This is a genomic window from Neisseria sp. CP9 (assembly GCF_047758525.1).
GTDB lineage: Bacteria > Pseudomonadota > Gammaproteobacteria > Burkholderiales > Neisseriaceae > Neisseria.
Genome location: NZ_CP180502.1, coordinates 2707353 through 2720709, shown reverse-complemented (window position 1 = coordinate 2720709; position 13357 = coordinate 2707353). Strand labels below are relative to the sequence as shown.

Below are 13357 nucleotides of genomic sequence, written 5' to 3'. Positions count from 1 at the left end.
TGCTGCACACATAAAGGAAACGCCATGATTACCCTTTACGCACTCACCCAATCCCGCGCTTACCGCATCGCCTGGCTGCTGGAACACCTCGGATTGGATTACCGCGCCGAAATCGTCCGCCGTAACGAACAAACCCAACTCGCGCCGGAAAGCCTGCGTTCAATCCACCCGCTCGGTAAATCGCCGCTGTTACAGGACGGCAGCCTTATCCTGCCCGAAAGCGGCGCGATTGTGGAATACCTGATTGCCACGTATGACAAAACAGGCAGTCTGCGCCCCGCCGCCGACAGCCCGAATTACCCCGACTACCTATTTTGGTTGCACTACGCCGAAGGATCACTGATGCCGCTTTTGGTCATGTCGCTGGTGTTCCGCAAGATAGACCAAAACCCGATGCCGTTTTTTGCGAAGCCGATTGCCCGCAAGATTACCGATGGGACACGCAGGAATTTCCTGAATCCGCAACTCGAACTACACCTTGGATTCGTCGAACAGAAATTGCAGGGCAAAACCGCATGGCTGCTGGGCGACACGCTCACTGGCGCGGACATCATGATGAGCTTCCCGCTGCAAGCCGCCGTGTCGCGCACCGAATTAAACCTGCCGAACATTACCGCCTATGTGCGCCGCATCGAAAGTCATCCCGACTATCAAAAAGCGGAAGCTAAGCTGGGCAAACTGACGCTGTTGTAACCAAGGCCGTCTGAAAAGCAGCCTGCACTTGAATGAAGAAAGTTTCCGGCAGGCCAAATTTCCCACCCGCTTATTCATTTATTTGGAGAACTTATGCGCTTGCACTATTCCCAATATGCTCTTAATACCTATAAGGCACTGCTGGCTTTGGAAGCAAGCCTCACGCTGGATAGTACCCTGAAAGATTTGGTGAAACTGCGTGTTTCACAAATCAATGGCTGCGTTTTTTGTGTTGATATGCACGTCAAAGAAGCCAAGCTGCACGGTGAGCGAGAACTGCGCCTGCACCATTTGGCCGTTTGGCACGAATCAACCCTGTTTACCGAAAAAGAACGGGCCGCGCTGCAATGGGCGGAAAACCTGACCCGCATCTCCGAACGGGGTATTCACGATGCGGACTACGCAGCGGTACGCGCTCATTTTGATGAAGAAGAACTGGTGGCGTTGACCCACGTCATCAACACCATCAACGTTTGGAACCGCCTGAATGTGGCTTTTGCCACCCCGGCGGGCAGCATGGACGGTCTGATGGGATTGGAGAAGGCTGGGCTGGTTTAGCTTGGCCTATAAGCCGAACGTGCAAAAAAGCAGCCTGCACTTGAAATTTCCCAAGTGCAGGCTGCCTGAAACCCATCGAGCTTCGCCTTATGCGGCGTTGTTGTTCATCGTCCAGCAGTCGGTGATTTTGCCGTCTTTGACTTTCAGGAAATCCGTGCCGACTTTGACGGCGGTTTTGTCGCCGAGCGTGGCGGTAACGCGCCAATAGGCGGAAATCATGTCGCCGTCGCAAAACGGGCCGAGCACGAGTTCGTAATGCAAATCGGCTTTGGCGCGGATGGTGGCAATCCAGGCCTTCGCGCTGGCAATGTCGGTAACGGGTGCGGGCGGCGGGGTGGAGTCGGCGGTCAGGTGCGCTTTGAAATGGGGCGACAACAGTTCGTCGGCAATATCGAGATGGCCGTTCCACATCTGCGTCCATGCGGTGTAGATTTTGTGTGCGTCGGTCATGTTTTATCTCCTAATGTATTGGATTACAATGAATATCGCTGCCTGGCGGCTGTGCCATAATGTGGTGAAACGAAGTTGCCGTCAAGGCGGGGCGGCGAAGCAATAAGGCTTTCAGACGGCCTTCGGACAGATATTCAGGCCGAGACCTTTGCAAAATTCCCCAAAATCCCCTAAATTCCCACCAAGGCATTTAGGGGATTTCTCATGAGCACCTTCTTCCAGCAAACCGCACAAGCCATGATTGCCAAACACATCGACCGCTTCCCACTATTGAAGTTGGATCAGGTGATTGATTGGCAACCGATCGAACAATACCTGAACCGTCAAAGAACCCGTTATCTTAGAGACCACCGCGGCCGTCCCGCCTATCCCCTGCTGTCCATGTTCAAAGCCGTCCTGCTCGGACAATGGCACAGCCTCTCCGATCCCGAACTCGAACACAGCCTCATCACCCGCATCGATTTCAACCTGTTTTGCCGTTTTGACGAACTGAACATCCCCGACTACAGCACCTTATGCCGCTACCGCAACTGGCTGGCGCAAGACGACACCCTGTCCGAATTGCTGGAACTGATTAACCGACAACTGACCGAAAAAAAACTAAAAGTAGAGAAGGCATCCGCCGCCGTCATTGACGCCACCATTATTCAGACCGCCGGCGGTAAACAGCTTCAGGCTATAGAAGTCGATGAAGAAGGACAAGTCAGCGGCCAAACTACACCGAGTAAGGATAAAGATGCCCGTTGGACAAAGAAAAACGGTTTATACAGACTCGGTTACAAACAACATACCCGCACCGATGAGGAAGGCTATATCGAGAAACTGCAGATTACCCCCGCCAATACCCATGAGTGCAACCACCTGTTGCCTTTGCTGGGAGGCATTGCCGAAGGTACGACCGTCTATGCCGATAAAGGCTACGACAGTGCGGAAAACCGGCAACACCTGAAAGAGCATCGGTTGTTAGACGGCATTATGCGCAAAGCCCACCGCAACCGTCCGCTGACAGAAGTGCAAACCAAACGCAACCGATATTTGTCGAAGACCCGTTATGTGGTGGAACAAAGCTTCGGTACGCCGCACCGTAAATTCCGCTACGCCCGGGCAGCCTATTTTGGGCTGATTAAAGTGAGTGCGCAAAGCCATCTGAAGGCGATGTGTTTAAACCTGTTGAAAGCGGCTAACAGGCTAAGTGTGCCTGTTGCTGCCTAAAAGGCGGCCCGGATGCCTGATTATGGGGTATTCGGGGAGGATTAAGGGGGTATTTGGGTAAAATTAGGAGTGATTGGGGGCGAAAACAGCCAAAAACCTGTGTTTGGGTTTTGGCTGTTGGGGGAAAAGGAATTTTGCAAAGGTCTCTATATCATTAATACAGCCAAAAACCGACATAGGTCAAACAACAAGATGAAAAACCGATACAGGCCGTCTGAAAAAACAGCCTGCAAAAACGGAAATCAATGATCGCTCGCTTCGGCCGCGCCTACCCCCGTCATCGAACGGACGTACTGCGCGTCAAAACCCGCCTTGTCGCAGCCGGCCTGTTCCGATTTGTCGGCCAGCGACACCAGCCAGGCCACGATAAAGGCCAGCGGGATGGTAAACAGCGCGGGATTACCGTAGGGGAAGACGGGTTTGTCGTGATGCAGCACACTCACCCACACGGTCGGCCCCAGCACAATCAGCACCAGCGCACCGAGCAGCCCCGCAAAACCGCCCGCAATCGCCCCGCGCGTGGTCAGCCCCTTCCAAAACATACTGAGCATCAGCACGGGGAAATTGGCCGATGCCGCCAACGCGAAAGCCAACCCGACCATAAAGGCCACATTCTGATTCTCAAAGGCCATCCCGAACACAATCGCCGCAATGCCCAAAGCCAGCGTGGCCGCCTTGGAAACCCGCATCTCTTCGTGCTGCGTGGCCTTGCCCTTGCGGATGACCGAAGCGTACAAATCATGGCTTACCGCCGATGCGCCCGACAGCGTCAGCCCCGCCACCACCGCCAAAATTGTGGCAAAGGCGACGGCCGAAATGAAGCCCAGCAGCAAATCGCCACCCGTGGCTCCCGCCAAGTGCACCGCCGCCATATTTGTGCCGCCCACCATTTCGTACACGCTTTTGCCTTCTTTGACAACCTGCGTGAAAAACTGCGGGTTATCGCGGCTCAGGAAAATAATCGCGCCAAAGCCGATGATAATCGTCAGCAGGTAGAAATAACCGATAAGCCCCGTAGCCACCACCACCGACTTGCGTGCTTCTCGCGCATCAGGCACGGTGAAAAAGCGCATCAGAATGTGCGGCAGCCCGGCCGTGCCGAACATCAGTGCGAAACCGAGCGACAGCGCGTCCACCGGGTTTTTGACCAGCCCGCCGGGCGACATGATTGCCTCGCCCTTTTCATGCGCCGATACGGCCTGGCCGAACATGGTTTCCAGATTGAACCCCGCATGTTGCAACACAAAAAACGCCATCAGCGTCGCCCCGCCCAGCAGCAACACCGCCTTAATCATCTGAACCCATGTCGTTGCCAGCATCCCGCCGAACAGTACATAGGCCACCATCAGCACGCCCACCAGTATCACGGCGGAAAGGTAGCTCATGCCGAACAAAAGCTGAATCAGCTTGCCCGCACCCACCACCTGCGCGATTAAATAAAGAATCACCACCAAAAGCGAACCTGCGGCAGAAAACACCCTCACCGGCGTTTGTTTCAGGCGGTAGGCGGCCACATCCGAAAACGTGTACCGTCCCAGATTACGCAGCCGCTCAGCCACCAAAAACAGCACAACAGGCCAGCCGACCAAAAAGCCCGTGGAATAAATCAGCCCGTCGTAGCCGCTGGTAAACACCATTGCCGAAATGCCGAGAAAAGACGCGGCGGACATATAGTCGCCCGCAATCGCCAGCCCGTTCTGCGTGCCGGAAATCCCGCCGCCGCCCGTATAGAAATCCTTGGCCGAACGGTTTTGCCGTGCCGCCCACTTGGTAATCAGCAGCGTGCTGCCGACAAAGACGAAAAACATCACGATGGCCGTCCAATTGGTCGCCTGCCGCTGCACGTCGCCCGTCAGCGCGTCCGCATACGCCGCATTCGCAAATATCGGCGAAATGAAATATAATATTGTTTTTATGTATATTTTTTTCATCGGAATTTCCTTAATGGTTGAAACTGAGCCCTTTGGGGCAGTAGAATCTGGATTTTTTGTAACAACAGGCGTTATCCCTTTCCAATCGGACAGGTACATGAAGCTGTGCCTTATGCATGTTCCTGTACGTTAGTACAGGATGCATCCCCCTGAACTTCACGTACCACCTCCCGCGTGGTTTTTTCGAAATAGCCGTTGGCCAACCACACATACGCTAGTGTAATAAGGAAGGAAAATACAATAACGGCGATGCCGGCGTAGATGCCCCAAGTGGTAACGCCTCCTTCGGAAACTTTGCGTCCCAAAAGGTCGGGGCGCGTGCCGATGATCCAGATGAAGGCCGTGTAAACGGAAAACATTACTGCCGAAAACGACCAGCCCAGCAACGACTTCTGCTGCGCCATTTTTTGGAATTTCGGATTATTCAGGATTTCAGCCGTTAATCTGGCCTCTTCCGTAGATGATTTGCCCATCGGTTTGCTCCTTATGTAGGGGTTATTTAATTGCGAAGCGGCAGCCCGCCGAGATATTAAATGTCCAAGCCGCACACGATGCCAATCGCAAATTCTGATTAAGCCTATCCGGACTACCTATGGCTTGATTCAATTTAATGAATATAAAAGAAAAAATTTTAAAAACGATATTTTTGGCGCGGTAATTGCAAATTTGGATAAGGATTATCAAAAAGGTTGATGCCTAATAAGGCCGAAGTAATTCGGTTTCTGAGTAGTTAATTGATTTTAAATAAGAAAATTCAAACAAATGCACAGATAAACATGGGCAAAACAGACAGAACGCTGCCCTCTATCTGTAGAAAAAAGAAGAATATATGGATATCAATCAATTGCGCGCCTTTATCACTGTGGCGCATACGCAAAATCTGACACAGGCCGCCGAAAGGCTGTTTTTGTCGCAACCGGCCGTTTCCGCCCAAATCAAGGCCATAGAAAGCGACGTCGGTACGCCGCTTTTCATCCGCACCAGCAACGGTATGCAGCTTACCCGCGCAGGCGAAGTGCTGCTGCCCGAAGCCGAAGCCCTGATGCAGCACAAGCACCGTTTGGAAAAGTTTGCCGAAACGCTGTCGGAACACTTCGTCTTCCATGCGCAGCTCGGCCTGATCCACCCCATAGCATCACACAAGGTAACCGAACTGACCCGCCTGATCCAACAGCGCAGTCCCGATGTGCAACTTCACATCCAATACGGTATGAGCGGCGAAATTTTGGAACGCCTGACCGCAAAGCGGCTGCACGGCGGTTTTTTCCTCGGCAACATAGAAGGACGCAGCCTGCAATGCCGTTTCCTGCAAAACATCGCCTACGCCTTGATTTGCCCGGATGGGGAAGAAGATAAGTTGCGGCGCGGTTTGCCCAAAAGCCTGAATGACTACACTTGGATAGAGATGTCCGGCATATCCGGCAGCCACAAAAACCTACAGCAGTTCTGGCACCGCCACAAGCTGTCGCCCAAAAAGCAGATCATCTGCGATTATCCTCAAACCATTATCGACTTGGTCGCCGATGGTGCGGGACTGGCCATGGTGCCCAAACATACCGCCAAAGCCGCCCGCACACAAGGCAAACCCGTCGCCCTGATAGACGAATTCGAACAAAGCCTGCCGCTGCATTTCGTTTATCTGGACGAATATGGCACCGACCACGCCCTATTGTTGCTGCTGGATTGTGTGTTGGAAGTTTGGCAGGCCGAAATCGGCAAAGCCTGACCAACCCCTTTATCCATCCCGTCAGAAACACCCGCCCCTTCACAAATGTTCTTCTGCAAGGGCGGCGGTCTGCCTTATGTCTTCCTCCGGCAATGTGGTTAGTCTGCCGGTTAGAATTTTCAACAATACCCCATAGGCGGGCAGGAAAAACAGGGTGCAAACAGCCAGTTTGAACAGATAATCAACAAAGGCGATATGCGGCCAATTGGCAGCCATAAATTTGTCGCCGCTGCCGGCAAAGGCTATGCCGAAAAAAAGTAAAGTGTCGATTGCATTGCCAGCAAACATTGATGAAAAAGGGGCAATCCACCACGATTTCAGGCGGCGCAGCCGGTTGAACACGAAAATATCCAATATCTGTCCGACCGCATAAGCCGAAAAACTGGCGACGGCGATACGGAACACAGACGGTATGAATACGGCCAAAGAGGCAAAACCGACCCATGTGCCGTTTTGGAACAAGACGGATAATGCGTAAGACAGCGCCAGAGCGGGAAACATGACGAAAAATACTATCCTCCGCGCCAGCCGCTGCCCGAAAATCCGAACGGTCAAATCGGTAGCCAAAAAGATAAACGGAAAGGTCAGCGCGCCCCAAGTGGAATGTACTTCAAATCCGTTGGGCAGGGTTACGGTGAAGGGGAATTGCACCAAATAATTGCTTGAGGCAATAATGAGCATATGGAACAATACCAGCCAAAACAGCGCATGCCGTTGCTGGGCATAAGAGAAGCCGTTGTCTTGCATAGGAATCCTTGATTTTTGTTTAAATATTTGAAATTAGAAGGCGGTAAAATGGAAAATACTTGGTTTTATTGGGCATTGGCTTCTGCTTTCTTTGCCGCTTTGACGGCTGTTTTTGCCAAAGCCGGCTTGCAGGACATCGATTCGGATTTTGCCACCTTTATCCGCACATTGGTTATTTTGGCTGCCTTGGCGGCATTTTTGAGTTATGCGGGCAAATGGCAGGGCGTGACCGATTTTTCCGCGCGCAATTGGACGTTCCTGATATTGTCGGGTTTGGCCACAGGCGCATCTTGGCTGGCTTATTTTAAGGCCTTGCAGATGGGCGAGGCCTCAAAGGTCACGCCTGTGGATAAATTCAGTATCGTGCTGGTGGCGTTATTCGCAGTGGTGTTGAAGGAATGGCCGTCTTCCCAGGAATGGCTGGGCATTGGGCTGATTGCCGCCGGCGTGCTGACTTTGGCCGAGACCTTTGCAAAAAAGCACTTCCCCCGACAGCTGAAACCCAAACACAGGTTTTCGGCTGTTTTCGCCCCAAATCACTCCTAATTTTACCCAAATACCCCCTTAATCCTCCCCGGATACCTCATAATAAGGCATCCGGACCGCCTTTTAGGCGGCAACAGGCACACTTAGCCTGTTGGCGGCTTTCAACAGGTTCAAACACATCACCTTCAGATGGCTTTGCGCACTCACTTTAATCAGACCAAAATAGGCTGCCCGGGCATAGCGGAATTTACGGTGCAACGTACCAAAGCTTTGTTCGATTGCTGTCATTTGAAGAGAAAAAGTAGCAAGGTAAACAAAACTTGGTAGCCGGTACAGAAAAATTCCAGCCATGGTTTGCCAGGCCGGTGTACTAGGGTTCGTGTTGGAAAAATTTTTACTCAAGTTTGGGCCACATTTATTTTTTTCACGAAGTGTTCTACTACGGTCTGCATAAAAATAAAAAGATGAAGGACTGGTCTGTAAAGAATTATTTATCATTGGAGGAAGAGACTCTGAAAAATATGAGCGATATATGAAGATTTCGGAAAAATTTTTCTCGGGAGGTAAAACTTTTATTGTTTTACCTCCCGAATTTTTTGAAATTATAGATCTGGGAAAAGTGGAGCTATGATGTGTCCTAGAGATTGCTTTTTTTGTTTAAAGCGCATACTTATATTTATATATACTATATAAGTACCTATTATAAGAATATATATATCATATATAGTATATATACATCGGTGATTTTGGAAATTTTGGCTGACTTTCCCCATAGGGTTTGACACGATGGTCATCGGATTGTCGAGACGGAATTCGGTAAGACGCCCGTCAGCATACTCCGAGTTCGGTCGTCAACCGAACGAGGGCGAAGCTGATTTTATGTTATCGGGTTCGGCTCGACAGCCTTCGGGTTGGTAGGTGGGTTGATGACAAAAAGGGAAATAGTCGAGTATGCCAATATGGAGATGTATGCAAACTGGCGGATGGAGCGTTAGTTATGTCTGCCGAAGCAATAAATTCATCCTACGCTGTACCAATGACCAATGGGGTTAACCAAACCAACCCAAGAGCAGATTCGCGAGATGTATCTGTCCACCCAATAATAAAAAGGCCACCCAATCAGGGTGGCTTGTTTATTGGCTGGCGATTTGGTTAATATTGGTTCCACCAATAATTATCAGGATTGTAGTTGGGATTCTAGGATACCGATGATGTTTTAGAAGGGCGGGGCTGAATATCTCTGGTTGAATGTAGATAGGTTATGGAAAGGATGTTTGATGCCTTGCACCTCCTTCATGAGCGCATTGATATCACTACGGGTAGAACACAGTATCCGTTGCTGTTCTGTTGAGCGTACTTGAAGTAGGGAGGCCTGCGTACTGTGCTCCATGAGCTCACCCCCCTTAGTGCCATCTGAACCCCGTCAAAAACCCTCTGCAGCTGCGAAAGAGCATGTTCTGGTTTCAGTAGTGGTTCGGATGTGCCTTTGTCGGTCAGCTTGCCTAACTGGAAAGAGCGGTTCTTTTTTTAGTCGGGTTAGCGTATCTGTAAGCATCATCAGCTACTTCCTGTTATGCTCGCTGATCGCTTAATGCTGTTAACTCTTCACGCACCTTTTGTACCGCCGGAGAATCTACCGTGTTATCTAGCTCGGTCTCTATTGTTGATTACCTGCCTAACAGCCAGAATGAGCGGCGCATCACGCCCGAGGACTATGTACGCCAGTATAACAAGGAGTGTATATAGCGGCTGTTTCGCGGTGTGGCCTACGGCATCATTACCATACAAAATAAGATGTATTGCGCAAAAATACAGTTTAAATTAAGATTCTGTCTTAAGTTAAACTGGATTTTGTTATGTATTACCCACGTCACCTGCAATCCGTCCTGCAAAAGCTGTCCGCACAATTTCCCGCTGTATTGCTGACCGGTGCGCGGCAGGTCGGTAAATCTACGCTGCTTCAGCACATTGCGCCCGAATACGGATACCTTACCTTAGACGATCCCTTGCTGCTCGACCAAGCCGAAAACGAGCCGCAACTGTTTTTATTGAACCACACGCCGCCGCTGATTGTGGACGAAGTCCAATATGCCCCCGAGCTGTTCCCCCTGCTGAAAATGGATATAGACCGGCGCAAGAAGAACGGCCTGTACCTGCTGTCCGGTTCTCAGGCTTTTGAGTTGATGCAAAATGTCAGCGAAAGCCTGGCCGGGCGCATTGCGGTATTGAAATTAAACGGATTGTCGTGGCGCGAAATGCGCGGCGATGATTTTCAGACGGCCTTTGTGCCGGACGAAGGCTATTTGGCTGACCGGAAACCGGTATTCAGTTTGCCCGAACACGAAAATATCTGGCAGATTATCCACCGCGGCGATATGCCGCGCTTATACGAGCAACCCGCAACCGACTGGCAGGTTTACTATGCCTCGTATGTCGCCACCTATATCGAACGCGACGTGCGCCAATTGGTCAATGTAGGCAGCAGCGGTGATTTCACTCGGTTCATGATTGCTATTGCCGCCCGCAGCGGGGAATTATTGAATTACAGCAGCGTGGCCCAGGAAATCGGCGTATCGGTGGATACCGTCAAGCGTTGGCTCACCGTGCTGCAAACATCGGGCATCGTCTATCTGCTGCAACCCTATGGCAACAACCACCTCAAACGCGCCATCAAAACCCCGAAAGTCTATATGCTGAACACCGGCCTGATGGCCTACCTGACCAAATGGCTGACGCCGGAAACCATTCAAAACGGAGCCAAGAGCGGGCAGTTTTTTGAAACTTTTGTCGTGGGTGAAATCATCAAATCCTTCCACAACCAAGGCCAGGAACCACCGATTTATTTTTACCGCGACACCAATCAAAAAGAAATCGACCTACTGATCGAACACCAGCAGATGCTGTACCCCGTTGAAATCAAAGCCACCGCCAATCCGAATAAAAAAATGGCCGCCGCTTTCAACCTATTGCGCAACACGCTGCTAGCAAACGAATTGGGCATCGCCCACGGCACGATCATCAACCAGTACGCGCAAAAAATCTGGTTGGCGGAGAATTTGGTTGCCGTGCCTGCAGCCTATGTTTGAGGCTGCCTGAAACCGCCCTTCAAGGAATGAACCATGCCTAACACCCCCTCCAACCCCATCCCATCCGCACATTCCCACGACGGCACCCTCGCCTCCTGCAAGCTCACTGACTGGACCTTCACGCGCTACCACACGCCCGGCAAATCCGAGTATGCCGTGGTGTACGGCACGGTCGCCCAAGACGGGGCGGGACGCTTTGCCGCAGGCAGCCGAATCCGCACCTCGCCCGTTACCCGATGGGTGGCACCGCTGGCCTATACGCACAACTCGGTGTATTGCCTGCCGGACGGTGCAGGCTGCTTTTGCGACCTGCCCGCAACCTTGCAGTCCGCCATAGACAGTTTGGGTATCGAACCTGCCGAAGCGGCCGTTATCCTGCAAAACGCCTTTATGCAGCCTGCACATACCTTGCCTGAAACCGCCTGTTTCGGCGTTCCGGTGATGCGGCCGGCAGGACAGGGCGATTATCCTGTCGTCATGGAGTACCACATCGCCGAATTGCCGTTCTATTCATTTTGGCGGGACAGCAGCATCGGTTCTGCCCAAAGCCTAATAGACGGGCAAGCCGCCGTTTTTCTGCACGATTGGAACGCATTCTGCCGCCGGTTTGTCCGTACCGGTAAACACCGCGGCCAAACCGGCCATACCAGTAAACAAGCTGCAGACGGCCAATATAGCTATTTCGGCCTGCCGATTGTGCATACGCCAGAACAAGACAATGCTGCCGTATTGGAAGCCGACATCGCCAAACTTCCGTTTTACATCTATTGGCGCACTGCCTGCGCTTCCGATGTACACCCGTTGGCAGACGGCACGCACGTTGTGCACCTTACCGACTGGGAAGCCTTCTGCCGACGGTTGGTATTGACCGGCAGATAGATGGGCAAAAAAGTGCAGGCTGCTTTTTATCGCCCCAACCCTGTTTCAGACGGCCTCTAAAGCAGCCTGCACCTTATTTTTCATTGTCAGATCACCCGAAACCGAGTATCCCATGTCCCAAACCTATTTCACCGCCGACTGGCACTTCTCCCATCCCAACATCGCCCGATACTGCCCGCAATTCCGCCTACAAAGCGATAACACCAACGAGCTGAACGAATACCTGATCGACTGCTGGAACCGCGTCGTTACCCCGCAAGACACTGTGTACAACCTCGGCGATGTCTGCTTTGCCAAAAAGCCCGCACACATCGAAGCCGTGCTGCAACGGCTTAACGGGCAACACCATTTGATCTACGGCAACCACGACTACCTGATTTGGCAAAACGAAGCACATTTCCTCAACACGCGCAAAGCCGACGGCCATCCGTTGCTCTCGTCCGCCAGCCATTACCGGCGGCTCAAACTGCCCGAAATCGGCAATACCGCGATTTTGTGCCACTATCCTTTATACGAATGGGACGGTATCCACCACGGCCTATACCACCTCTACGGCCATCTGCACGACCGCATGGCCGCCGTCAAAGGACGCGCCCTCAATGTCGGCTGGGATATGCACGGCCGTTTCCTGACCGCACAGGATATTGACAGCTTCCTGCGCGACCTCCCTGCCGTGCAGTATTTCGACGACAAGCAAAACGTTATCGTTGGTAACAGTACGGAAGATGCAGCTGCAAAAATTCGGGCGAGATTGGCGGCATTGAATGAATGAGCTTTTATTTTTAGAAATGAATTTTCAGGTAGCCTTGAATGGTGTAGGCTACCTGAAAAACAACCGGCAAAACAAAAGGACGGGTTTTCAATCCGTCCTTTCCGCATCAGCAATACCGCCAAGTGTCCTGCATAAAATGAATGATCTCGTTTAACGGTACAGGCGAAAGCGTAAACAGCTTGTCCCCTTTCTTCTGCTCCACTTCCAAAATCAACATACAGCCTTCCGACAATTTTCCCTGTCCGTCAAATTCCAATTCTTTAATTTTTACCGACCGGGTGATGCCGTTATCCGCGAAGTTGTTTTGGTATGCCTCCCGTAAAAATGGTAGGTAAACGCCAGCTGGTCCAACACACTGGCGATCTCTTCCGCGCCGTAATCTCTTTGGCTGTCGGCAAAACGTTTCGGGCGTTCTCTTCCTTGCTTGGCACCTTCCATTGGTGCTGGGCGATGAGTTGGCCGTTTTCGTTGTAGTCGAAGCAGGTGATGCTGTGGCGGTTGGCGGCGCGGACGAGGTTGCCGTCCAAGTCGTATTGGTAAACGGTTTCCTGAACCTTGTCGTTATCGCGGGCGAAGGTGTGGATTAAGCGTCCCAATATATCGCGTTTGAACTCGGTAATCCGCAGCGGGGTTTGGCTGTCGAGGTCGTCTGAAAGCGGGGCGGCGTCTTTTTTGGGGACGGGCTGTCCGCCCAGCTGCGCCATCAGTTTGGCGGCGAGGGAGGCGTCGTCGCCGAATTCGCGCTGCTCGATCAGCTCGTTGCCGGCGTTGTAGCGGTAGCCGGTGAGCTTATGGTCGAAACCGCTTTCGGCAATCA

The 13357-nt window shown here is 51.9% G+C and carries 12 protein-coding genes and 2 pseudogenes; 8 read left to right on the top strand and 6 right to left on the bottom strand.

Features of this window, described 5'->3' with window-relative positions; translation table 11 throughout:
- The first annotated feature begins 24 nt into the window (after positions 1-24).
- Positions 25-693, top strand: coding sequence for a glutathione S-transferase (locus tag ACMYUL_RS13130; protein ID WP_415771046.1), 669 nt, complete (start codon positions 25-27; stop codon positions 691-693).
- Positions 694-786: 93 nt separating this feature from the next.
- Positions 787-1251: a carboxymuconolactone decarboxylase family protein gene (locus ACMYUL_RS13125; RefSeq protein ID WP_049249440.1), complete on the top strand. Its 465-nt coding sequence runs from the start codon at positions 787-789 to the stop codon at positions 1249-1251.
- Between the two features lie 87 nt (positions 1252-1338).
- On the opposite strand, the gene ACMYUL_RS13120 is transcribed toward ACMYUL_RS13125, so the two are convergent.
- On the bottom strand, positions 1339-1701 hold the full coding sequence (locus tag ACMYUL_RS13120; RefSeq protein ID WP_003778828.1) for a nuclear transport factor 2 family protein: 363 nt from the start codon (positions 1699-1701) through the stop codon (positions 1339-1341).
- Between the two features lie 204 nt (positions 1702-1905).
- Between ACMYUL_RS13120 and ACMYUL_RS13115 the strand changes: the two genes are divergently transcribed.
- On the top strand, positions 1906-2913 hold the full coding sequence (locus ACMYUL_RS13115; protein WP_415771043.1) for an IS5 family transposase: 1008 nt from the start codon (positions 1906-1908) through the stop codon (positions 2911-2913).
- 242 nt (positions 2914-3155) lie between these two features.
- Here the strand turns inward: ACMYUL_RS13115 and ACMYUL_RS13110 are convergent, their stop codons facing one another.
- A complete protein-coding gene (locus ACMYUL_RS13110) occupies positions 3156-4844 on the bottom strand; it encodes a cation acetate symporter (RefSeq protein ID WP_415771041.1) in 1689 nt (562 codons plus the stop codon).
- A gap of 110 nt (positions 4845-4954) precedes the next feature.
- Complete coding sequence (locus tag ACMYUL_RS13105) at positions 4955-5317, bottom strand: DUF485 domain-containing protein (protein WP_415771040.1); 363 nt, start codon at positions 5315-5317, stop codon at positions 4955-4957.
- A gap of 356 nt (positions 5318-5673) precedes the next feature.
- Here ACMYUL_RS13105 and ACMYUL_RS13100 point away from each other — a divergent pair, with 356 nt between their 5' ends.
- The gene (locus ACMYUL_RS13100; protein WP_107145152.1) at positions 5674-6570 is read left to right on the top strand and encodes a LysR family transcriptional regulator; all 897 of its coding nucleotides are present in this window, start codon (positions 5674-5676) and stop codon (positions 6568-6570) included.
- Positions 6571-6609: 39 nt separating this feature from the next.
- Here the strand turns inward: ACMYUL_RS13100 and ACMYUL_RS13095 are convergent, their stop codons facing one another.
- On the bottom strand, positions 6610-7317 hold the full coding sequence (locus tag ACMYUL_RS13095; protein WP_003755171.1) for a 7-cyano-7-deazaguanine/7-aminomethyl-7-deazaguanine transporter: 708 nt from the start codon (positions 7315-7317) through the stop codon (positions 6610-6612).
- 48 nt (positions 7318-7365) lie between these two features.
- On the opposite strand from ACMYUL_RS13095, the pseudogene ACMYUL_RS13090 reads away from it, so the two are divergent.
- Positions 7366-7779: pseudogene (locus ACMYUL_RS13090) on the top strand (EamA family transporter); the annotation flags it as partial.
- Positions 7780-7926: 147 nt separating this feature from the next.
- Here the strand turns inward: ACMYUL_RS13090 and ACMYUL_RS13085 are convergent.
- Positions 7927-8082: pseudogene (locus ACMYUL_RS13085) on the bottom strand (transposase); the annotation flags it as partial.
- A 1577-nt stretch (positions 8083-9659) separates the two neighbouring features.
- On the opposite strand from ACMYUL_RS13085, the gene ACMYUL_RS13080 reads away from it, so the two are divergent.
- From ACMYUL_RS13080 to ACMYUL_RS13070, 3 genes are all read left to right on the top strand, one after another.
- Positions 9660-10889, top strand: a complete 1230-nt coding sequence (locus ACMYUL_RS13080) for an ATP-binding protein (RefSeq protein WP_415771037.1) — start codon at positions 9660-9662, stop codon at positions 10887-10889.
- Between the two features lie 33 nt (positions 10890-10922).
- Positions 10923-11768 carry a hypothetical protein gene (locus ACMYUL_RS13075; protein ID WP_415771035.1) on the top strand — a complete coding sequence of 282 codons (846 nt, stop codon included), beginning with the start codon at positions 10923-10925 and terminating at the stop codon, positions 11766-11768.
- A 112-nt stretch (positions 11769-11880) separates the two neighbouring features.
- On the top strand, positions 11881-12540 hold the full coding sequence (locus ACMYUL_RS13070; RefSeq protein WP_415771034.1) for a phosphoesterase: 660 nt from the start codon (positions 11881-11883) through the stop codon (positions 12538-12540).
- 287 nt (positions 12541-12827) lie between these two features.
- Here ACMYUL_RS13070 and ACMYUL_RS13065 read toward each other — a convergent pair whose 3' ends face one another.
- Positions 12828-13244 (bottom strand): hypothetical protein, encoded by a 417-nt coding sequence (locus tag ACMYUL_RS13065; RefSeq protein ID WP_415771032.1) that lies wholly within the window; start codon positions 13242-13244, stop codon positions 12828-12830.
- Positions 13245-13357 lie beyond the last annotated feature (113 nt).